The following is a 21,448-nucleotide window of genomic DNA, read 5'->3' as shown; positions in this document are numbered from 1 at the left end:
TAGCACGACTTTGGGAAGGGCGGGAACGCGCTATCGCTTGCGCTTTGCCGACCTCTTCGCCGGTTTGGCCGCGCGCGATTTGGCTTGGCTGCCCGCCTGCACGCGCAGGCCGTCGACGAACACGTCGAGCATCCGCAGGACCGATGCTTGCCAGCCGGGTTGATCATGCATGTAGCACATGCCGATCAGGGCCCTGAGCAGGTCTTCCGGGCTGATGTCGGCGCGCATCTCGCCGGCTGCCAAGGCGCGATCGAGCAGCGAGCCGATCGCCTTGGTCAGACGATCCATCGAGAACGCCGCGAGCTCCGACGAGCTCTGGAACGTCAGCGCCAGCGCGGCCGACATGCCTTTTTTGGTGGCAATGAACTCGACCGTGGAACTCAGCCAGCGCCGCAGCGCATCGACCGGATCCTTGGCGCTTCGCAGACGCTCGGCGAACTCGCTGAGCTGCCCGACCTCGCGCCGGTACACCGCCTCGTACAAGTCCTCGCGCGTCGGGAAATGCCGATAGAGCGTGCCGATGCCGACACCGGCGCGTTTTGCCACGGCCTCCAGGCTCGCTTCCGGGCCGCCGGCGTTGAACACGACCTTTGCCGCCTCGAGCACGCGTTCACGATTGCGCACGGCATCGGCGCGAGGCTTGCGGATCTGGTCGGCGTGATCGTCCATCACCCTAATGTAGATCACGAATTGGTTAGATTGAACCCTTGCAGGGCCGGATCGCGTTGTCTGTCCGCGGGCTTTTGACGAATTCCAAATAATTCTTTGACGACCCTTGTTAAGCGGAGGGTGCCTCCGTATCTTCGCTGAGGCGTTGGCCCGGAACATGTTCGGGGGCGCTCAGAATCGACGGCGGCCACGGCATGGCGCGCTGCGCGATGAGTCATGTCCATTTCTGATCGGAGCCTTGTATGAACCACTCCATCAGCCTCACCGTGAACGGTGCGCCGCGCAAATTCGTCCTCGACGATCCGCGCGTGACGCTGCTCGATCTCCTGCGTGAGCGCCTCCATCTGACCGGAACCAAGAAGGGATGCGACCGCGGCCAATGCGGGGCGTGCACCATTCTCGTCGACGGCAAGCGCATCAACTCGTGCCTGGCGCTCGCCATCAGTCACGACGGCGCCGACATCCTCACCATCGAAGGCGTCGCGCGCGGCGACCAACTGCACCCGGTGCAGGCCGCCTTCATCGCCCATGACGGATTTCAATGCGGCTTCTGTACGCCCGGCCAGATCATGAGCGCGATCGGCATGATGCGCGAAGGCCAGGCCGGCGCCGACCCCGAACGTATCCGCGAATGCATGAGCGGCAATCTGTGCCGCTGCGGCGCCTATGCCGGCATCGTCGATGCCGTGCTCGAAGCGCAGGCCGGAACCGATGAAGCCAACCAGAGGCGCTCCGCATGAAACAGTTCGATTACGTCAGGCCCGCAACGGTCGCAGAGGCCGTTGCCGCCGCGGCCCAGCCGGGCACGGTCTATCTCGCCGCCGGCACCAATTTGCTCGATCTGATGAAGGGGGCATCAGCCGTCCGGATCGCCTGGTCGACCTCACGCATCTCGAAGGGTTGGATCGGATCGAGCATCTCGCCGACGGCGGTGTGCGGATCGGCGCGCTGGTGAGCAATGCCGATCTTGCCCACGACGCCGAGTTCGCGAAGTCCTATCCCGCCGTCGCGGAAGCGCTGCTGTCGGGTGCCTCCGCGCAACTCCGCAACGCCGCCACCGTGGGCGGCAATCTTCTGCAACGGACGCGCTGCGCCTATTTCTACGATACGGCCAGCCGCTGCAACAAGCGCGAAGCCGGCAGCGGTTGCGACGCGCGTGAAGGCGAAAACCGGACGCACGCCGTGCTCGGCTGGAGTGAAAGCTGCATCGCCACGCATCCCTCGGATTTTTGCGTGCCGCTGGTCGCGCTCGATGCCATTGTCGAGATCGAAGGCAGAAGCGGCCGGCGCGAGATCGCGCTCGACGAACTGCACCGATTGCCGGGCAGCTCGCCCGAGCGCGACTCGGCCCTCGAATCCGGCGACCTCATCATTGCGGTGCGTCTGCCGCCTGCGGCACGCGGCTTTGCCGCGCATGCGCGCTATCTCAAGGTTCGCGAGCGGACCTCTTACGCCTTTGCCGTCGTCTCGGCTGCGGCGGCGTTGCGGATCGAGAACGGGAAGATCGCGCAAGCACGGCTTGCGCTGGGCGGCGTCGCTGCGAAACCATGGCGCGCCCGCGCTGCCGAAGATGTGCTCAAGGGTGTCGCACCGACGGCGGACGCCTTCCAGGAAGCCGCCTGGCGCGCGCTCGCCGACGCAAAACCGTCCGGCGACAACGCCTTCAAGATCGAGCTCGCGCGCCGCATCGTCGTGCGCGCGCTGACGCTGGCCGCTGCCGGTACGCCGGCGCGCCTGCCGGCGCTGCCAGCCTCTCCTTTTGCCTCGACCTCCGGAGCCGTTCATGCCCGAGCTTAATCTCACCAGCGCTCCCGCTCATCTGCGCCACGGCTCCAACATCGGCCAGCCGCTGACTCGCCGCGACGGCGTGCTCAAGGTGAAGGGACAGGCGACGTACGCCGCCGACAATCATCCGCCCGGGATGCTGTTCGCGGTGATGGCGGTCTCAAGCATCGCGCGCGGACGCGTGGTCTCGCTCGATGTCGCCGCCGCCAAGGGCCATCCCGGCGTGGTCGATGTCATGACCACGGAGCACAAGCCGCCGCTGGCGATCGACCCTGAAGTCAAGACCAACCCGTTTGTGTTCCGCATGGAGGTGTTGCAGAGCGACGAGGTTCGCTACGTCAACCAGCCGATCGCCGTCGTGATCGCCGAGACGCTGGAGGCTGCGACCGAAGGCGCGGCGCTGCTGACGCCGCGCTATGAGACGCTGCCTGCGCTTGTCGGGCTCGATGCTGGTGAAAGCTTTGTGCCGCCGGTCGTGGGCGTCGGCAACCCCGCGGAAAATCACCGCGGCGATGTCGAGGCGGGGCTTGCCTCGGCCGAGAAACAGATCGACGCGACTTACGTGACGCCGCCGCAATATCACAACGCCATGGAGCCGCATGCGGTCGTGGCTGCATGGGACGGCGACAGTCTGCAGATCGACATGCCGACTCAGGGTCTCATGCTGTCGCTGGCGCGGGTCGCCGAACTGTTCGGTATCGCGCACGACAAGATCCACATCCGCAGCCCATTCCTCGGCGGCGGCTTCGGGTCCAAGGGCCTCATGGCCGGTCCGCCGGTGCTCGGCATCATGGCCGCAAAGCTTGTCGGCAAGCCGGTCAAGCTCGTGCTGCGCCGCGAGCAGATGTATGGCCCCGTCGGCCATCGCGCGCCGACCCGTCAGCGGCTGCGTATCGGCACCGACGCTGAAGGGCGCCTGACCGCGCTGGATCATCATGCCCGCACTGTCACGAGCACCTTCGACGACTTCTATGAGCCGGCTGCCGATGCCTCGCACACCCTCTATGCGGCGCCTGCGATCCGCACCTCGCACGATGCCGTGCGCGTCAACACCGGCACGCCGCTGTTCATGCGCGCACCCGGCGAGGCGACCGGCTCGATTGCGCTGGAGAGCGCGATCGACGAGATGGCCTGGGCCTGCGGCATCGATCCGCTGGCCTTTCGCCTGAAGAACTATGCGGAGGTCGAGCCGATCACCGGCAAGCCGTTTTCGTCCAAGGCGCTGCGGGCCTGCTACGAGCAGGGCGCCGCGCGTTTCGGCTGGGCGAAGCGACCGCTCCAGCCGCGGCAGATGCGCGACGATGCCGGCCTCCTTGTCGGCTGGGGCATGGGCACCGCGACGTTCCCGGCGCTGATGTTCCAGGCCGAGGCCCGTGCCGTTCTTCGCCGCGACGGCTCCGGCGCCATGGAGATTGGCGCGCATGACATGGGACAGGGCGCCTGGACCGCGCTGGCGCAAATCGCGGCCGACGAACTCGGACTCGATATCGACCGCGTCGCATTCAAGGCGGGTACGTCAGATCTGCCCGATGCCGGCATTGCCGGCGGTTCCGCGCATACCGCGACTGCAGGTGCTGCGATCCACAGCGCCGGCGCGGCCGTGATTGCAAAACTGGCCGATCTCGCCACCAACGACGAGCGCTCGCCCCTGTTCGGCGCCGGCAATACCGGCGTCATCGCGCGCGACGGCAGATTGATCCGTCGCGACGACGAGAGCCGCACCGAAAGCTATTCCGAGATCCTCGCGCGTGCGGGCGTGGCCGAGATCGAGGCACGCGGCACCGGCGCGCCGAACCCGGCGGCGATGGAGGAGTATGCGATGCATGCCCACGGCGCGGTGTTCGCGGAGGTGAAGGTCGATCCCGAGCTCGGCCAGATCCGCGTCAGCCGCATGGTTGGTGCCTTCGCCGCGGGCCGCATCGTCAATCCGCGCATGGTGCAGAGCCAGCTATTCGGCGGCATGATCTGGGGCATGTCGTTCGCGCTGCACGAGGAAGCCATCACCGACCGCCGCAGCGGGAGGATCATGAACGCCAATCTCGGCGAGTACCACGTCCCCGTGAATGCCGACGTGCCGCCGCTCGACGTGATCACGGTCGAGGAGCACGACCCGCATGTGAATGCGCTCGGCATCAAGGGCGTCGGCGAGATCGGCATCACCGGCAGCGCGGGCGCGGTCGCCAACGCCGTCTGGCATGCGACGGGGGTGAGGGTGCGTCGTTTCCCGATCAAGATCGAGGATCTGTTGACGCAGCTTTGAAGCCGTTCGGCCTGCGGCCCTCTCAAAACGTCGGCGGCGTGCAGGCCGAGATCACTTCGCACGGCTTGCCGCCGACGCAGCGGAAACGGTGCGGGCGGCGGCTTTCGAAATAATAGGCATCGCCGGGATTGAGGATGCGGCGCTCGTCTTCGACCGTCACCTCGAGCTTGCCGGAGATCACGATGCCGCCTTCCTCGCCGTCATGGACCAGGTGAACGCGCCCGGTGTCGCTGCCGGGCTCGTAACGCTCTTTCAGGATCTGCAAGTTGCGGCCGAACAGATTGTCGCCGATCTGGCGATAGGAGATCGGCTTCTTGCCGACCTCGGTCAGCTCCTCCGAGCGGTAGAAGATCTTGCGCCGCGTCTCCGGCTCCAGCGCGAAGAATTCGGCGAGCCCCATCGGGATGCCGTCGAGGATGCGCTTGAGCGCACCGACCGAGGGGTTCATCTGGTTGGATTCGATCAGCGAGATCGTCGAATTGGTGACGCCGGCGCGCTTGGCGAGCTCGCGTTGCGACAGCTTCTGGCGCGCCCGGATGAATCGCAGCCGTCCACCGATGTCGACGCTCATGCCCTGGTCCCTGTTGCAGGTGTTGCGGATCGTGCAAATATGGACCGGCAGCCCCAGCTAAATCAATGGCTTGCAGGGTGCCAGAAAAGGACTTGTTGCGGTTCTGAAGCCGTGGCTCTGCTAGCAGGTCAGCAAAGGAGCGGCCCGTGACCCTTCATCAGATTCCGAACACCATCAAGACCGACTCGTTCTGGATGCCGTTCACGGCCAACCGTCAGTTCAAGAAGGCGCCGCGGCTGTTCTCCTCGGCCGAGGGCATGCACTACACCACGGTCGACGGCCGCAAGGTGATCGACGGCTCCGCGGGCCTCTGGTGCGTCAATGCCGGCCACGGCCGCAAGCAGATCGCCGCCGCGGTCGAGCGCCAGCTGATGATGCTGGATTTCGCGCCCTCGTTCCAGATGGGCCATCCGCTGGCCTTCGATTTCGCCGAGCGTCTCGCCGAGATCGCACCGAAGAACCTGGACCGCATCTTTTTCACCAATTCCGGCTCCGAATCGGTCGATACGGCGCTGAAGATCGCGCTCGCCTATCACCGCGCCAACGGCCAGGCGTCCCGCACCCGCCTGATCGGCCGCGAGCGCGGCTATCACGGTGTCGGCTTCGGCGGCATGTCGGTCGGCGGCATGGTCGCCAACCGCCGAGCGTTCGCCACCCATCTGCCGGGCGTCGACCACATCCGCCACACCCACGATCTTACCCGCAACGCTTTCGCCAAGGATCAGCCTGAGTACGGCGTCGAACTCGCCGACGATCTCGAGCGGCTGGTCGGACTGCACGGCGCCGAGACGATCGCGGCCGTGATCGTCGAGCCGGTGCCGGGCTCGACCGCAGTGCTGCCGCCGCCGAAGGGCTATCTCCAGCGTCTGCGCGAGATCTGTGACAAGCACGGCATTCTCCTGATCTTCGACGAGGTCATCACCGGCTTCGGCCGCCTCGGCACGCCGTTCGCCGCCGACTTCTTCGGCGTGACCCCGGACCTGATGACGACGGCCAAGGGCATCACCAATGGCACCGTGCCTTGCGGCGCGGTGTTCGCGCATCGCAAGGTGCACGACGCTATGATGGTCGGTCCGGAAAACATGATGGAGCTGTTCCACGGCTACACCTATTCGGCTCATCCGGTGGCCTGTGCCGCGGGTATCGCGACGCTCGACATCTACAAGGACGAGGGCCTGCTCACGCGCGGTGCATCGATCGCGGAATACTGGCGCGATGCGCTGCATACGCTGAAGGGCCTGCCCAACGTCGTCGATATCCGCAATTGCGGCCTGATGGGCGCGGTCGAGCTGTCGTCGCGCGACGGCGCGGTCGGCGCGCGCGGCTACGACGTCATGGTCGACTGCTTCAATCGCGGGCTTTACTTCCGCATGAGCGGCGACTCCTTTGCATTGTCGCCGCCGCTCATCGTCGAGAAGAGCCATATCGACGACATGGTGTCGATCCTGGGCGACCTCGATCAAGCGGGGGGCCTGATAATTGCTCTTGCAGCGGCGGGCGTGATGCCGCGGGAGTTTGACCAAGCGTGAAAGTTCTGATCCTCGGCAGCGGTGTCATCGGCGTCACCTCTGCCTATTACCTCGCGCGCCGGCCACGAGGTGACGGTCGTCGACCGTCAGCCGGAGCCGGCGCTGGAGACTTCGTTTGCCAATGCCGGCGAGGTGTCGCCCGGCTATTCATCGCCCTGGGCCGGCCCCGGCGTGCCGGTGAAGGCGGTCAAATGGCTGCTGATGAAGCACGGCCCGCTGGTGATCCGGCCGAAGCTCGATCCGGTGATGTGGGTCTGGCTGCTCAAGATGCTGCGCAACTGCACCAGCGCGCGCTACGCGGTCAACAAGAGCCGGATGATCCCGATCGCGGAATATAGCCGCGACTGCCTGCGTGATCTCCGCCGCGACATCGGCATTCAATATGACGAGCGCTCGCAGGGCACGCTCCAGCTGTTCCGTTACCAGTCGCAGCTCGACGGCACCGCTGGCGACATCGCCGTGCTCAAGCAATATGGCGTTCCCTACGAGGTGCTGAGCCGCGAAGGCTGCATCGCGGTCGAGCCGGCGCTCGCCGGCGTCAAGGAGAAATTAGCCGGCGGACTTCGGCTCCCGGAGGACGAGACCGGCGACTGCCACATGTTCACGCAGGCCTTGGCCAAGCACGCCGAAGCGCTCGGCGTGCGCTTCATGTTCAACACCGGCATCGACAATATCGTTGCGGATGGCACCCGCGTGACCGGTGTCGCGACCAGCGCCGGCCTGTTGCAGGCCGACGCCTATGTTCTGGCGCTCGGAAGCTGGTCGTCGCGGCTGATTGCGCCGCTCGGCATTTCGCTGCCGGTCTATCCGGTCAAGGGCTATTCGATCACGGTGCCGATCAAGGACGCCTCCGGTGCGCCGGAATCCACCGTCATGGACGAAAGCTACAAGGTTGCGATCACCCGGCTCGGCAATCGCATCCGCGTCGGCGGCACCGCCGAAATCTCCGGCTTCTCGACCAAGCTCTACAATGCGCGGCGCGCCACGCTCGATCACTCGCTGACCGATCTGTTTCCGCGCGGCGGCGATCTCTCCAAGGCGACGTTCTGGAGCGGCCTTCGACCGATGACGCCGGACGGGCCGCCGGTGATCGGCCCGACAAAATACGCCAACCTCCACCTCAACACCGGCCATGGCACGCTCGGCTGGACCATGTCCTGCGGCTCCGGCCGCGTGCTCGCGGACATGCTGTCGGGCAAGAAGCCGGATGTCGATGTCAGCGCGCTGACGGTGGACCGGTATCAGCACCGGTTTGGGTGACACTCTGTCCCCTCGTCATTGCGAGCGAAGCGAAGCAATCCAGAATGCCTCCGCGGTGAGAGAGTCTGGATTGCTTCGCTTCGCTCGCAATGACGGCTGCGCTACGCCGACCCCGTCACGCAATTCACCCACAGCACCACGGCCTTCGCGTCGTTGGCCGGATTGGAAAACCGGTGCGGCCTCCGGCTTGCGAACCGAAAGCTGTCGCCGGTCTTCAGCGACCACGTCTCGCTGTCCACCCTCAGCATCATCTCGCCTTCGAGCACGAGGCCGGCTTCCTCGCCGTCATGGGTGTAGAGCTCGTCGCCGGTCGAGCCTCCCGGCTCCAGATGCACCAGGAAGAGATTGAGCCGGTTGTCGGCGCTGGCCGGGCTGAGCAATTGCTTGGAGACGCCGGTGCGCCAGAGTTTCAGCTCGGGCCGCTGCAATCCGCGCGTCACCACCTGATCGGATGCGGCGTCGCCGCTCGGGCTCGCGCCGAACAGCGCGGCGATCCCGACGCCGAGGACGTCTGCGAGCGTCGCCAGCACGCGCAGCGAGGGCGAGGACAGGCCGCGCTCGATCTGGCTGAGAAAGCCGATTGACAGCAAGGTGCGCTCTGCGACGGTTTCGAGAGAGAGCCGTCTGACGCGGCGGAGATCGCGAATGCGGCGGCCGACCGCGACGTCCATCGCGGGCTCGGCCGGCCTCGCGATCGCCTTCACCTGCTTCGCCGGCTTTGCGGCGGCCGGTTTGCGCATTCGTTTGCCACCGCTCACGTCAAACCGCTTCCTTCATGTGCATGAAAACCGCTTGCGTCATGCGCCAAAGTGTGACCAAATTTTCATATTGGTGAAACTAGGCTGAAACGGCTTGGCCCGCAATGTCTGCGATCATGACATCTGCGAGCGCCGCAAGCGGCCGGACCCAAAGGGGGATGCGATGGCGTTGAAGCGTTTTGTCCAGGCCGCAGTCGCGGCGCTCGCGATGTCGGCCACCCTGCCTGTCTCCGCGCAGCAGGTGCTGAAGGTCGGCTCGACGCCGACGGGCATTCCCTTCACCTTCCTCGACACCAAGACCAACACCATTCAAGGCATCATGGTCGATCTCGTCACCGAGATCGGCAAGGATGCCGGCTTCAACGTGCAGATCGAGCCGATGCAGTTCTCTGCCCTGATCCCGTCGCTGACCTCCAGCAAGATCGACATTATTGCGGCAGCGATGTTCATCACGGCGCCGCGCAAGGAGGTCGTCGACTTCTCCAACCCGATCTACACCTACGGCGAAGGCCTCGTGGTGCCAAAGGCCGACACCAAGGCCTATGCCACGCAGGACGATCTCAAGGGCGAGACTGTCGGCGCCCAGGTCGGCACCGCCTTCGTCGACGCGCTGAAGAAGTCCGGCCTGTTCGCCGAGGTCAAGGCCTACGACACCATCCCCGACATCCTGCGCGACGTGAACACCGGCCGCCTCAAGGCCGGCTACGCCGATTATCCGATCCTCGCCTACAATCTGAAGCAGGGCGGCTTCCCCGAGGTGCGTTTGGTCGACGGCTACAAGCCCGTCACCGTCGGCTCGGTCGGGATCGGCGTGCGCAAGGGCGACAGCGCGTTGCTCGGCAAGATCAACGCCTCGCTTGCCAAGCTGAAGGCCGCCGGCACCATCGACAAGATCCTCGAGAAGTGGGGCCAGAAGGCGCAGGGTTGATCGTTGGGAGCCGCTCGATGAAGGCTGGCCGATGAAAGGCTTCTGGCACGACGCCGTCGAGTTCTTCCCGATCCTGATGAGCGGCGTCGCGCTGACGATCATCGTCACGATCGGCTCGCTGCTGCTCTCGACGGTGCTGGGCCTGGTCTGGGCGATGATGCGGGTCTCCGGTATCAAGGTCCTGTCGATGCTCAGCGCCAGCCTGATCAACGTGATCCGCGGCATTCCGATCATCGTGCTGTTGTTCTATCTCTATTTCGTGATGCCGGATCTCGGCGTGACGCTGTCCGCCTTGCAGGCGGCGATCCTCGGGCTCGGCATCGCCTACTCGGCCTACCAGGCCGAGAACTTCCGCGCCGGGATCGAGGCCATCGACAAAGGACAGATCGAGGCGGCGCAGTCGATCGGCATGGGCTGGTGGCTGACCATGCGCCGTGTTGTGCTGCCGCAGGCGGTGCGGATCGTGCTGCCGCCCTACGGCAACGTCATGATCATGATGCTGAAGGATTCCTCGCAAGCCTCCACCATCACGGTCGCCGAGCTCGCGCTTCAGGGCAAGCTGATCGCATCCTCGACCTTCAAGAACACCAACGTGTTCACGATGGTCGCGCTGATGTATCTGACCATGAGCATTCCGCTGATCCTGCTGGTCCGCCATTTCGAGGAGCGGGCGGGCAAGAAATGATCGAGCTCAGCGACGTCCACAAGAGCTTCGGCGAGAACGAGGTGCTCAAGGGCATCACGGCCTCCGTCCAGAAAGGCGAGGTGGTCTGCATCATCGGACCGTCTGGCTCAGGCAAGTCCACCATCCTGCGCTGCATCAACGGGCTCGAAAGCTATGATCGCGGCGAGATCAGCCTCGAAGGCCTGAAGGTCGACCGCGATGCGCCGTCGATCGTCAAAGTCCGCACCCAGGTCTCGATGGTGTTCCAGCGCTTCAACCTGTTTCCGCATCGCACGGTGCTGGAGAACGTGGTCGAAGGTCCGCTCTATGTGAAGAAGGAGCCGCGCGCTGCGGTGCTCGCGCGCGGCCGCGCGCTGCTCGCGCAAGTGGGGTTGGCGGAAAAAGGCCGACGCCCATCCGCCGCAGCTCTCCGGCGGCCAGCAGCAGCGCGTCGCGATCGCGCGTGCGCTGGCGATGCAGCCCAAGGCGATCCTGTTCGACGAACCGACCTCGGCGCTGGATCCCGAGCTGGTCGGTGACGTCCTCGGCGTGATGCGCAAGCTCGCCGACGACGGCATGACCATGGTCGTGGTCACCCACGAGATGGGCTTTGCCCGCGACGTCGCCGACCGCGTGCTGTTCATCGACGGCGGCGTCATTGTCGAGCAGGGGCCGGCCAAGGCGCTGCTCAATCAACCCCAGCATCCGCGCACCCAGGACTTTTTGCGCCGGGTCCTGCATCCGCTCTGATCGGTCTGCCATGAACACGCGTCTGCCCTTGCCGCCCTCGCTCTATGCCGACACCGCCGTGGCACCCGTCGCCACGCCGCCGCTCGACACGGACAGCACCGTCTCGGTCGCCATCATCGGCGGCGGCTACACCGGTCTCTCCACCGCGTTGCATCTGGCCGAGCAGGGCGTTGAGGCGCTGGTGCTGGAGGCGCAGGAGCCGGGCTGGGGCGCATCCGGCAACAATGGCGGCCACACCAATCCCGGATTGAAGCACGATCCCGATCAGATCGAAGCCGATTTCGGCGCCGAGCTCGGCCGCCGCATGATCGCGTTTTCCTACGGCACGACGAATTTCACCCACGACCTGATCCGGCGCTATCAGATCCCGTGCGAAGCGCGGCAGAACGGTACGCTGCGTGCCGCCTATAACAGATCGAGCGCAGCCGCGATCGAGCAGACAGCGCAGCAATGCATCCGTCGCGGCATGCCGGTGACGTATCTGAACCGCGAGCAGTTGCGCGAGATGACCGGCACCGACCGCTACATCGGCGCCATGCTGGATACGCGCGGCGGCGATCTGCATCCGCTGAGCTACGCCCGTGGCCTTGCGCGCGCCGCGATCTCCGCAGGCGCGAAGGTTCATGGCGAGACGCCGGCGCTGTCGCTGCGCCGCGAGGGCACGCGCTGGCGCATCGAGACGCCGCGCGCGATCGTGCATGCGGACAAGGTGCTGCTCGCGACCAACGGGTTCACCGACGACCTCTGGCCGGCGCTCCGCCGCACCATCGTGCCGGTGTTTTCGTCGATTGCCGCGACCGCACCTCTCTCCGATGAGGTCGCCCGCTCGATCATGCCGACGCGCCCCGTCCTCTACGAGAGCGGGCACATCACGGTCTATTACCGCATCGATCAGCATAGCCGTCTGTTGATGGGCGGCCGCGGCCCGATGCGCTGGATCAACTCGCCGAGCGACGTCGCCTATCTCATGCGTTACGCCGAGCGGCTGTGGCCGCAGCTCAAGGGCGTCAGCTGGACCCATGGCTGGAACAGCCGCCTCGCCATCACCAAGGACCATTATCCGCACGTGCATGAGCCGGCGGAGAACATCCTGATCTCGCTCGGCTGTAATGGTCGCGGCGTCGCGCTCTCGACCGCAATGGGCGCGCAGCTCGCGCGCCGCCTGGTCGGCGGCGCCAAGGCCGAGCTCGACATGCCCCTCACCGGCATCAAGCCGATCCCGATGCATGCGTTCTGGCCGGTGGGCGTGACCACGGCCGTGATCGCGGGTCGCGTGCGCGACCGACTGGGGATCTAGCCCTCCGCCACCGCGTCGGCCCAGGGCTGGAAAATCTCGACGGCGCCTGAGTTGACGTCGCCATCGCGCATCACGACGCTCGGGCAGGCGAACTTCGCCGGGACCGCCTGCACCTGCGCCTCCTGATAGTCGAACCGCGCTGCGAGCGCTTGTGGACCTCCGCGGGCAGGCGGGTGTCGCCGATCACGATCGCGCCCTCGCTGGCGTCGATGCGCGGCTGGTGAATTGCGGCATCGAGCTCCATGCCAAAATCCATTGCAAAGGACGCAAGCTGCATCACCGCCGGCAGGATGCGGCGGCCGCCGGAGGCGCCGACCGCGAGGCGCTTGCCATGTCTGGTTTCGGCGATGACGGGCGTGTAGTTGGTGAGGCAGCGCTTGCCGGGGGCGAGTGAGTTGGTGGTGCCTGGGGTCGGATCAAACCACATGATGCCGTTGTTCATGGCGATGCCGGTGTGCGGCGTCACGTATTTCGAGCCGAACGACGAGAGAAGCGTCTGGGTCACCGCGGCGATGTTGCCGTGGCGGTCGACCACCGAGAAATGCGTGGTGCAGGCGGGCGCCAGGTAGTCGGCACCGAGCGACCGTTTGCCGTCGGCATCGCCCATGTCCCTGAGCCGCTCGCGATAGGCCGATTGCAAAGCGAGCGCATATTCGGCGTAGGCGGCCGCGTTAGGCGTGCCTGCCGGCTTCAGATTCTGCTGCAGCAGGCGCAGCGCATGCGCCAATGTCGGTCCGGCCGTGAGCTCAGGCGTGGCAAGCACCTTGCCGCCGCGATAGGGAATCGCCAGCGGCTCGCGCAGATAGCTGCGGAATGCCGCCAGGTCCTCCACCGACAGCGCGCCGCCGTCGGCCTGGACGTCTGAAGCGATGCTCCTGGCGAGATCGCCCTGGTAGAAGTCGCGCGGCCCGGCTTCGGCAAGGCGCGACAGTGTCGCCTTCAACCTATCCTGCGGCAGTCGCGTCTCTGACTTGATGGCCCATGCCGGGCTTGGCGGCAGGCCGTCCTTGAGGAACGCTGCCGCGCTCGCGGGATAGCGGCGAAGGTCGGCGGCCGCGCTCGCGATGGTCAGTGTGGTCCACCAATCGACCAGCAGGCCTTCGCCGGCGAGCGCGACTGACGGCGCGACCAGATCCTTCCATGGCAGCTTGGCGTGGCGACGATGCGCTTCTTCCATGCCGGCAACGACGCCGGGCACGGCGATCGCGCCGGGGCCGTGGATGTTGCGGTCGTCCTTCACCCGCGACCAGGGAAACAGATCGGAAGCTGCCCCGTCGCCGCTGAGCGGATAGTCGGCAAGACGCAGGCTCTGCGGCGCACACATACCGTAGTCGATCACCTCGTAGCGGTTTTCCTTGGCGCGGTAGAGCACCATCGCGCCGCCGCCGCCGATGCCGCTGTTCCAGGGCTCCAGCACGTTCAGCGCAAAGGTGGTCGCGACGATTGCGTCGACGCAGTCGCCACCCGCCGCCAGCACCTGCGCTCCCACTTCGGCCGCCCGTCGCGACTGCGCCGCGACGATGCCGCCCCTGGACTTGATTGCGGGCTTGCGGATGGCCTGGGCGAGGCTGAACTGGTGAGGCATGATGTCGTCTTGTGTGTTGTCTTGGCTTCGTTGCGCTGACGTTGGCCGCTGCAATTGGCGGAGCAGGCCAAGATTGGCACATTGCCGCCAACGAGAACATCCACGGCGAGAAGCGACATGGCAGGTTTGAAACAGGCGCGGGATCAAGCGCAAAGGCGCAGTTTACGGGGCGGTGAGCCGGGGCAAGCGTTCCCGCCGTCATGGCCGGGCTTGTCCCGGCCATCCACGTCTTTCGGGCAGATGCCAAAAACGTCGATGCCCGGGGCATAGGCGAGCGGAAGCGACGCCGTCCTTCGGGCGGCTAGGCCCGGACATGAACAATGGAGAGAGCTTTTTCAGGAAAGAGCGGCGAAGCCGCAGACCTCAGAGCTCGCGGCTCAGGCGGCTGGCCTGATACTTGGCGTGCCATTTTGGGCCAGGCCCGCGCATGTAGTGAAGTTCCGGGCGATAGGGATTGGCCGCGATCCGCACCAGCTTCTGCCATTTGGTGGCAACGAAGCTCAGGGGCTGGCAGAGCAGGGTCAGTGAAGCGAGCAGCACGACATCACCTCAATGCGGCTTGCCGAGCATGGCGGTGAAGGGGAGTTCGAAGATCTCCTCGCCATCGTCGTCGCTGATATGGATGACCCAGTCGCGCCAATCCTCGGCGCCGGGCGTCCGAATCATCGATTGCATGATCTGGGCGGCGCGGTCGCGCGCCTCGGTCAGGTTGGCGACCGCAGTGCCATACCGATCGATCAGCGTGCCTTCGGCATTGGAGCAGTGGAAATACATCTGGACCATACACGCCTCCTGTCGAGAGCGATGAGGACGGCACACGAATACCATCTGAAGCCTTCGCGAAACATTCGGGTCGAGCCCGGTAAGGGATCTACGGATATTGGTCGGGTCGAAGACCCCTGGGGGTTTGATCACAAGGGGGTGTTGATCAACTGGACGGCGCTTGGGCGGCATGGAACAACCCTGGACGGAAAATCCGGGAGGCTGCCGTGAACCACCTCACATTCTCGCGTGAACGCCGAAGCGCGCGTGCATGCATGGCCGCCCTGGTTGCCCTGCTCGGCCTCGCCTCGATGGCGTCATCGGAACCGGCGCGCAAGAGCGGCTACGCCATCGGAGCTGAGACCTGCGGCAGCGGCGATCTCGCTTTTCCCAAAATCCAGATCGACATGAAGGCGGGATTTTGCGCCGGCCTTGTCGCCAGCGAAGAGGACCATCTGAAATTTCCGCGCTCGATCATCCAGGTGCCCGGCCATGATCTCTTCGTGGTCGCAGACATGGGCGGTTGGGGCCATGCCGACGGGCGGTTGCTGCTGCTCGATCCGCATGCGTCCCCAGGCCAGCGGTTCAAGGAGCTGTTGACCGGTGTCGAATATCCGTTCGGGCTTGTGATCGGTCCGGACAGGAAGCTCTACGCCTCGACCGCCGAGACCATCTTCCGGTTCGACCCGCTCGCGGACAATCCGCGCGGCACGGTCGAGACCGTCATCCGCCACATGCCGGGCCGCCGCATTACGCTGCCCGATGGCACCAGGCTCGACGAGAGCGCGCATCCGCTCAAGCAATTCGTCTTTGACAAGACCGGCCGGCTGTTCGTCAATATCGGCGCCCACAGCGACGACTGCATCACGTCCGCGCCGATCACGCGGCCCTGTGCGGCGGCTGAAGGTGCCTCCGCGATGGCCGCGATCTGGCTGTTCACGCCGCCCGCCGGCGGTGTTTTCCCGGCCTTGAAACCTGGCGATACCGATCCGCCCCACGCCGTCTATGCGCGCGGCCTGCGCAACTCGATGGCGATGGCGCTGCACCCGAACTTTCCCGATGCCGGCTACGCCTTCCTGCAAGGCGAGAATGGCCGCGACCTGCCCGACATCTTCAAGCCGAACGAAGAGATCAACGCGATCGAGCAGGGCAGGCATTATGGTTGGCCCTATTGTTTCGACCTGTCGACGCCGAGCCCCGAGTTCAGAACCGTGCTGCAATCGGGGACCTACAAATCCCTTTGCACGGCCAACGCCATCTACAGGCAGCCGTTGTCGCTGCTGCCGCCGCACGGCGCGCCGCTCGCGATGCTCTATTATCACGGCGCCAAATTCCCGGAGCTCGAAGGCAAGCTCCTGGTCGGTCTGCACGGCTATCGCCCGACCGGAAGCAGGGTCCTCGCCTACGACGTCGACGATCACGGGTTTCCCAAGTCGAGCCCGGCGCCGGTGCGCTATCACATCAGTTGTGCGGCCGACCCGACCCGCAGCTTTCAGACCGACGCGGGCGAGGTCGCTGCCGCGCCGTTTGAGGAACTGATCGCGGGCTGGCACCGCGTCAACGGCGCGCGGCCGCAAGGCGCGCCGGTCGGCATGACGGTCGCGGAGGACGGCGCGATCTGGCTGGTCGAGGACAAGAACCAGACGGTGATCCGCATCGATCGCGCCGCTGGCGAACCGCCGCCGCCGCTGCCCTGCGACACGCGCAGCTTGGCGCTGATCGACCAGCTCGCCGCCTTCGTCGGCAAAGACGCGCAAGATCGGATCCGGCTCACCACGCTGCGCAAGAGCCTTGTCGAAAAGCACTGCGTCGGCTGCCACTCTGATTTCGGCCTGAAGGCCGGACAATCGGACGCGGACAAGGACTCAGCCGTACTGCGCTTCATGCTGTCGCAGGACGGCTGGATCTATCCGGGTGATCCCGACTCCGGCAAGCTGCGCACGCGGCTGCGCGGCATCGGCGCAGAGAAGCTGATGCCGCCGGGCGGCGAAAGCCTGCCGAAGACCGAACCCGGCTATGCGGGTCTGCTCACGACCGCGGACCTGCTCGTCGCGAAAATGGTTCCGGGAACGCGGATGCGCGTCAAGCTCGGGCTGCCGCAGCGCAAGTTTTTCAGCAAGGCCAACAAGGAATGCGGCGAAATACCGGCCGGCAAGGTCGTCGTCGTGACACAAAGCAGGGCTGTAGACAAAGCCGGCTTCAGCCGATTTTTCCGGCCGGCCGATCCCTATCTGAATGGCGAATGCAGCGACGACGATGGCTATTACATCCGGCAGGAATTTCTGGTGCCTGTGCAGTAGTATTTTGCTGGTCATCGCGACGCCGCTGGCCGCAACCGAGACGAAGCTGTTCGAAAGCGTGCAGGTGACGCCCGCCAGCGAATACACCTTCGGCATCGAAGGGCCTGCCGCCGATCTCGATGGCAATCTTTTCGTCGTCAATTTCGGCAAGCCCGGCACCATCGGCAAATTGCCCGCGGGCGGCACGGCCTCCGAGCCGTTCACCGCACTTCCTGATGGCAGCGTCGGCAACGCCATCCGCTTCGATCGCAACGGCACGATGTTCATCGCGGACTACAAGAAGCACAACATCTTCGCGATCGCGAAAGGCGGCAGCGAACCGACGGTCTGGTTTCACTCCGACGAGATGAACCAGCCCAACGACATCACCATCGCCCGCGACGGCACGATCTATGCGAGCGATCCGAACTGGAAAGGCAGGGAAGGCCACATCTGGCGCGTCGCGAAGGGAGCCGACGGTGTTGTACAGGGGCAGATCATGGCCGCGCCGCGCACGATGGGTACCACCAACGGCATCGACCTCAGCCCCGACAGCAAGACGCTCTATGTCGGCGAGTCCGGCAGCGGACAGGTCTGGTCATACAGCATTGTCGGCAACGCGCTCGTCGACGCCAAGCTCGTGAAGACGTTTCAGCCGGACACCATCGACGGGCTGCGCACCGATGTCGTCGGCCGCCTCTACCTCGCACGCATTCTCAAGGGTACGATCACGCTGATGAAGCCCAACGGTGCGGTCGAGCGCGAGATCGTGCTGAAAGGCAAGGAGCCCACCAACCTCGCCTTCGGCGGCAGCGACGGCAAGACCGTCTTCGTCACGCAGCGCCAGGGCGGCTTCATCGAGTCCTTTCGCACCGACCAGCAGGGTCGCGAGCACTGTCTCCAGCGCGGGCGCTGCTGAGCACCTCGCGGGCGGTCTGCTTTTGGCGCAGAGCGGTGCTGAGAAGACGGCATTCTTCTTGCTTGCATCCGGCGGCCGCAGGGATTTAGACATCTGTGGCCATCGTCAATGCGAGCACGGAGTGCGTGGTGAAAGCCGTCCATACCGAACTGCACCGCAGCCACGATCCGCAATTCTTCCTGGTTCGCGGCGTCGTCAAGCGCACCACCGAGCAGCCCGAGCGGGCCGACCGCCTGCTGAAGGGATTGAAGGACGGCAAGCACCAACTGGTCGAGCCGTCCAACTTCGGGCAGGGCCCGCGCGCGCGCATTCACAGTCCGGAATATCTGTCGTTCCTCAGCGAGGCCTGGGACGCCTGGACAGCGCTCGGCGATTCCGGCCCCGAGATGATCGGCAACATCCATCCGGTGCGCCATGCGGCGACCTATCCGACTCATATTGTCGGAAAGCTCGGCTGGCACACCACCGATACTGCCGCGCCGATCGGGCCGGGCACCTGGGCTGCGGCCTGTGCCGCGACGGATGTCGCTGTCACCGCAGCCCAGATGGTGATGGACGGCGAGGATGCGACCTATGCGCTCTGCCGTCCGCCCGGTCATCACGCCTATCGCGACATGGCCGGCGGCTTCTGCTTCCTCAACAACAGCGCGATCGCGGCGGCGCATCTGCGGCTCAAGCATGAGCGCGTCGTGATCCTCGACGTTGACGTCCACCATGGCAACGGAACGCAGGGCATTTTCTACGCGCGGCCTGACGTCTACACGGTGTCGCTCCATGCCGATCCCGTCGCGTATTATCCTTATGTGTGGGGCTATGCGCATGAACGCGGCGAAGGCCCGGGCCTGGGCGCCAATCTCAACATCCCGCTGCCGATCGGCACCGGCGATGACGGCTACATCCAGGCGATGGATGTGGCGCGCAAGGCGATCGAGTCCTTTGCGCCCGGCGCCCTTGTCATCGCGCTCGGCCTCGACGCCTCCGAACACGATCCGCTGAGGGGTCTCGCCGTCACCACGCCGGGCTTCCGCCGTATCGGCCAAGCCATCGCGAAGATGGGCCTGCCGACCGTGTTCGTGCAGGAGGGCGGCTATCTCTCGGATATTCTGGGCGCCAATTTGACCTCGGTGCTCGCCGGATTCGAACAGGCGCGGTGATTGTCGCTGGGTAGCCCGTCATTCTCCGTCATCGCGAGCGCAGCGAAGCAATCGAGAATCTTTCCGCGGAGGGAGCCTGGATTGCTTCGCTGCGCTCGCAACGACGATGTGGATGGAAGGTCGACTTCATCAACAAATCATAACATCCCGCTCGCCGCGAGCGCGTTGCGGACGTGCTGCATCTCGGCCTCGTCCGCGACCATGTCGAGCATGATCGTGGTCAGGCCCTTCGCCGCGAAATCCCTCAGCTTCGCGCCGATCTCGGCGTAGCTGCCGACGAGATAGGGGCAGTCGGCCTGAAAAGTGAGGTACGGCAGCAGCCAGTAGCCATTGTCCTGAAGCTCGCCGGTTTGCCCGTCATATAGCTGCCGCTTCCACACGGAATCGCTGTTCTCCACCGTGAGCGCGAGCAGCTCGCGATCATCAGGGTTGTCGCGAAAGCGCGCCTTCGCCACCTGCCGCGCCTCCTCACCGCTCTCGCGGGCAAAGATTCCAAAATTCATTCCGGGCGCGTTGAGGCCACGGTCGAGGTCGGGCGGCAGCATCTGCATCTTGATGCAGCCGGTCTCCTGCGCCGCGCGTTGCGCCGCTTCCGACTGGCCGGCGATGAGAAATTCCGGCATCAGCTCGGGCGGCAGGCGCGGCCGCAGCTGCAAATTGCTCGCGCGATAGAATTGGCCTTCGACATTCACCGGCCGCGGACTTGAGAGCAGCTGGCGCATCAGCGCGACGAACTCGCGGAGGCGGACGTAGCGGTCGGCGTGCGATTGCTCGTCGCCCAGCCCCTGCAAGTCGCTGACCGCGGTCCCCGTGATCATGTTCAGATAGACCTTGCGGCCGTAGAGCTGCGCGAAGGACGAGACGAATTTGGCCGCTGTGAACGGATGCATGTAGACCGGATTGACGGCAATCAGGGGCGAGCTTCGCGTCGTCTCCGCCATGATGTGCTGGGCCATGGCCCAGGGCTCGACGAACACGTCGTTGCCTTCGAACAGCAGAATGCCTTCAAAGCCGCTGCGGTCGGCGAACTGCGCCACTCGCATCAGTTCGCCGACATATGTCTTCGGATCGCGGTTGCGCGAGATCGCGGGAAAGACGCGCAGCCGGGGGGTGTCATTCAGCGGCTTCCCGGAGCGGCCAGGCATTGCGGGTGATGGGAAGGCCGCCGGCCGCGCGCGAGCCGTCGGCGATCGCAAGGCGATGCGAGGGCGAGGGTGAGCTCAGCGAGAAACACCATGCTTGCGGATCATCGGTGATATCGGGCCTGAAGCTGATTGCGATCGCCTCCCGCGATATCTGCATCGCAAACGCGTCGAGCGGCAAATTGAGCCCAAAGCCCCTGGCCTTCAGATAGGCTTCCTTCAGCGTCCAATAGTCGAAGAAGCGCTCGATCGCAGCCGGCTCAGGCAGTCCGCGCAGCGTTTCGACCTCTTCCGGCGCGAAGAAACGAAGCGCGGTCGACAGCGGCGCGACCCGCCGCGACACCGTCTCGACATCGACGCCGACGGCCTCGTGCCTGGACACGACGCAGGCGACGCAGCCGTCGGCATGGGACAGGCTGAAATGCAGCGCGCCCGAGGTCCTGGGCGATGCGACAAAGGGCCGCCCGTAGTGGCCGGCCGCAAAGGACCAGTCGGCGGGCGCGACTTCAGGTGCTGCGTGCGAGAGCGCGAGGCGTAACATGGCGTGGGCGAAGATATATTGCCGCTGATGCCGCTCGAACACGAAGCGATCCGCGCGCATTCGTTCGTCGAGCGAGAGCAAACGCCGGCACGTATCGACCGCGACCGGCGTGTCGATGCCCTCGATCAGTCCGACAAACAGCTCAATTCCGTCGTCTGCCATTAATCGGGCCCATAGCGTCAGGCGGAGGCCAAATCCGGTCCTGAGGCAACAACCAACAGAAGCAAACCGGGTGGACCGCGTCTAGCGATCCACCCGAGCAAATTCTTGTCGATTGCCGACCGGTTTAAAGACCCAACCTTATGCGAGGCCCCAACTCGACAAGCGAGCGGCCTTATCCGAAAAGTGAAGCCCGAAGACCGTGCGGCATCCCTGCCGACGAATCTTTACTTCTTCTTCTTGGCCTTCTTCGATCCGCCGAGCATCGAAAGGCTGCTATCGACGTCCTTCAGCGCGGACTGGAGCTTCTTCTTCTCGTCGCTGAGCAGTTTCCGCAACGACTTGCGGTCCTTGTCGCTCAGCGAGGTACCCTTGGTAAATTTGATGAAACCCATAACGACACTCCCCCGGTTGAAAATAATCCGTCCAAATCAAA

General features: G+C 65.1%; 17 protein-coding genes and 4 pseudogenes. 12 read left to right on the top strand and 9 right to left on the bottom strand.

Annotated elements, in window-relative coordinates; genetic code table 11:
• Positions 1–30 precede the first annotated feature (30 nt).
• Entirely contained in the window at positions 31–669 is a 639-nt protein-coding gene (locus tag AB8Z38_RS16480) for a TetR/AcrR family transcriptional regulator (RefSeq protein WP_369726509.1), read from the bottom strand.
• A gap of 242 nt (positions 670–911) precedes the next feature.
• Between AB8Z38_RS16480 and AB8Z38_RS16475 the strand changes: the two genes are divergently transcribed.
• The 3 genes and pseudogenes from AB8Z38_RS16475 to AB8Z38_RS16465 all read left to right on the top strand — a co-directional run bounded on the left by AB8Z38_RS16475 (position 912) and on the right by AB8Z38_RS16465 (position 4,714).
• On the top strand, positions 912–1,409 hold the full coding sequence (locus tag AB8Z38_RS16475) for a (2Fe-2S)-binding protein (protein WP_369726128.1): 498 nt from the start codon (positions 912–914) through the stop codon (positions 1,407–1,409).
• Positions 1,406–2,466 (top strand): annotated as a pseudogene (locus AB8Z38_RS16470) (xanthine dehydrogenase family protein subunit M). The gene AB8Z38_RS16475 and the pseudogene AB8Z38_RS16470 overlap by 4 nt, the downstream one beginning before the upstream one ends.
• Positions 2,453–4,714, top strand: a complete 2,262-nt coding sequence (locus tag AB8Z38_RS16465; protein WP_369726127.1) for a xanthine dehydrogenase family protein molybdopterin-binding subunit — start codon at positions 2,453–2,455, stop codon at positions 4,712–4,714. Before AB8Z38_RS16470 ends, AB8Z38_RS16465 begins: the two are co-directional and overlap by 14 nt.
• Before the next feature lie 22 nt (positions 4,715–4,736).
• Here the strand turns inward: AB8Z38_RS16465 and AB8Z38_RS16460 are convergent, their stop codons facing one another.
• A complete protein-coding gene (locus AB8Z38_RS16460) occupies positions 4,737–5,285 on the bottom strand; it encodes a cupin domain-containing protein (protein ID WP_354227941.1) in 549 nt (182 codons plus the stop codon).
• A gap of 146 nt (positions 5,286–5,431) precedes the next feature.
• On the opposite strand from AB8Z38_RS16460, the gene AB8Z38_RS16455 reads away from it, so the two are divergent.
• Both AB8Z38_RS16455 and AB8Z38_RS16450 read left to right on the top strand, forming a co-directional pair.
• Entirely contained in the window at positions 5,432–6,814 is a 1,383-nt protein-coding gene (locus AB8Z38_RS16455) for an aspartate aminotransferase family protein (RefSeq protein ID WP_369726126.1), read from the top strand.
• Positions 6,811–8,074 (top strand): annotated as a pseudogene (locus tag AB8Z38_RS16450) (D-amino acid dehydrogenase). The gene AB8Z38_RS16455 and the pseudogene AB8Z38_RS16450 overlap by 4 nt, the downstream one beginning before the upstream one ends.
• Positions 8,075–8,175: 101 nt before the next feature.
• Here the strand turns inward: AB8Z38_RS16450 and AB8Z38_RS16445 are convergent.
• Positions 8,176–8,814 (bottom strand): helix-turn-helix domain-containing protein, encoded by a 639-nt coding sequence (locus tag AB8Z38_RS16445; protein WP_369726125.1) that lies wholly within the window; start codon positions 8,812–8,814, stop codon positions 8,176–8,178.
• Between the two features lie 181 nt (positions 8,815–8,995).
• On the opposite strand from AB8Z38_RS16445, the gene AB8Z38_RS16440 reads away from it, so the two are divergent.
• From AB8Z38_RS16440 to AB8Z38_RS16425, 4 genes and pseudogenes are all read left to right on the top strand, one after another.
• Positions 8,996–9,760: an ABC transporter substrate-binding protein gene (locus AB8Z38_RS16440; RefSeq protein WP_369726124.1), complete on the top strand. Its 765-nt coding sequence runs from the start codon at positions 8,996–8,998 to the stop codon at positions 9,758–9,760.
• A gap of 31 nt (positions 9,761–9,791) precedes the next feature.
• Entirely contained in the window at positions 9,792–10,445 is a 654-nt protein-coding gene (locus AB8Z38_RS16435) for an amino acid ABC transporter permease (protein WP_369726123.1), read from the top strand.
• Positions 10,442–11,174, top strand: a pseudogene (locus tag AB8Z38_RS16430) (amino acid ABC transporter ATP-binding protein). Before AB8Z38_RS16435 ends, AB8Z38_RS16430 begins: the two are co-directional and overlap by 4 nt.
• A 10-nt stretch (positions 11,175–11,184) precedes the next feature.
• Positions 11,185–12,471 carry an NAD(P)/FAD-dependent oxidoreductase gene (locus AB8Z38_RS16425; protein WP_369726122.1) on the top strand — a complete coding sequence of 429 codons (1,287 nt, stop codon included), beginning with the start codon at positions 11,185–11,187 and terminating at the stop codon, positions 12,469–12,471.
• Here the strand turns inward: AB8Z38_RS16425 and AB8Z38_RS16420 are convergent.
• The 3 genes and pseudogenes from AB8Z38_RS16420 to AB8Z38_RS16410 form a co-directional block, all read right to left on the bottom strand.
• Positions 12,468–14,056 (bottom strand): annotated as a pseudogene (locus tag AB8Z38_RS16420) (gamma-glutamyltransferase family protein). The gene AB8Z38_RS16425 and the pseudogene AB8Z38_RS16420 sit on opposite strands and share 4 nt — an antisense overlap.
• A 363-nt stretch (positions 14,057–14,419) precedes the next feature.
• Positions 14,420–14,596, bottom strand: a complete 177-nt coding sequence (locus AB8Z38_RS16415; protein WP_369726121.1) for a hypothetical protein — start codon at positions 14,594–14,596, stop codon at positions 14,420–14,422.
• 9 nt (positions 14,597–14,605) lie between these two features.
• Entirely contained in the window at positions 14,606–14,839 is a 234-nt protein-coding gene (locus AB8Z38_RS16410; RefSeq protein ID WP_369726120.1) for a hypothetical protein, read from the bottom strand.
• 206 nt (positions 14,840–15,045) lie between these two features.
• On the opposite strand from AB8Z38_RS16410, the gene AB8Z38_RS16405 reads away from it, so the two are divergent.
• The 3 genes from AB8Z38_RS16405 (at position 15,046) to AB8Z38_RS16395 (ending at position 19,170) form a co-directional block, all read left to right on the top strand.
• Complete coding sequence (locus AB8Z38_RS16405; RefSeq protein WP_369726119.1) at positions 15,046–17,118, top strand: sorbosone dehydrogenase family protein; 2,073 nt, start codon at positions 15,046–15,048, stop codon at positions 17,116–17,118.
• Positions 17,075–18,016: an SMP-30/gluconolactonase/LRE family protein gene (locus tag AB8Z38_RS16400; protein ID WP_369726118.1), complete on the top strand. Its 942-nt coding sequence runs from the start codon at positions 17,075–17,077 to the stop codon at positions 18,014–18,016. Before AB8Z38_RS16405 ends, AB8Z38_RS16400 begins: the two co-directional genes overlap by 44 nt.
• A gap of 128 nt (positions 18,017–18,144) precedes the next feature.
• A complete protein-coding gene (locus AB8Z38_RS16395; RefSeq protein ID WP_369726117.1) occupies positions 18,145–19,170 on the top strand; it encodes a histone deacetylase family protein in 1,026 nt (341 codons plus the stop codon).
• Positions 19,171–19,307: 137 nt separating this feature from the next.
• Here the strand turns inward: AB8Z38_RS16395 and AB8Z38_RS16390 are convergent, their stop codons facing one another.
• From AB8Z38_RS16390 to AB8Z38_RS16380, 3 genes are all read right to left on the bottom strand, one after another.
• A complete protein-coding gene (locus AB8Z38_RS16390; protein ID WP_369726116.1) occupies positions 19,308–20,315 on the bottom strand; it encodes an LLM class flavin-dependent oxidoreductase in 1,008 nt (335 codons plus the stop codon).
• Positions 20,284–21,015: a 4'-phosphopantetheinyl transferase superfamily protein gene (locus tag AB8Z38_RS16385; RefSeq protein ID WP_369726115.1), complete on the bottom strand. Its 732-nt coding sequence runs from the start codon at positions 21,013–21,015 to the stop codon at positions 20,284–20,286. The genes AB8Z38_RS16390 and AB8Z38_RS16385 overlap by 32 nt, the downstream gene beginning before the upstream one ends.
• A 224-nt stretch (positions 21,016–21,239) precedes the next feature.
• Entirely contained in the window at positions 21,240–21,407 is a 168-nt protein-coding gene (locus tag AB8Z38_RS16380; RefSeq protein ID WP_369726114.1) for a hypothetical protein, read from the bottom strand.
• Positions 21,408–21,448 lie beyond the last annotated feature (41 nt).

The organism is Bradyrhizobium sp. LLZ17, assembly GCF_041200145.1.
GTDB lineage: Bacteria > Pseudomonadota > Alphaproteobacteria > Rhizobiales > Xanthobacteraceae > Bradyrhizobium.
The sequence above is the reverse complement of the archived record's forward strand: the minus strand, read 5'-3'. Positions and strand labels throughout refer to the sequence as shown.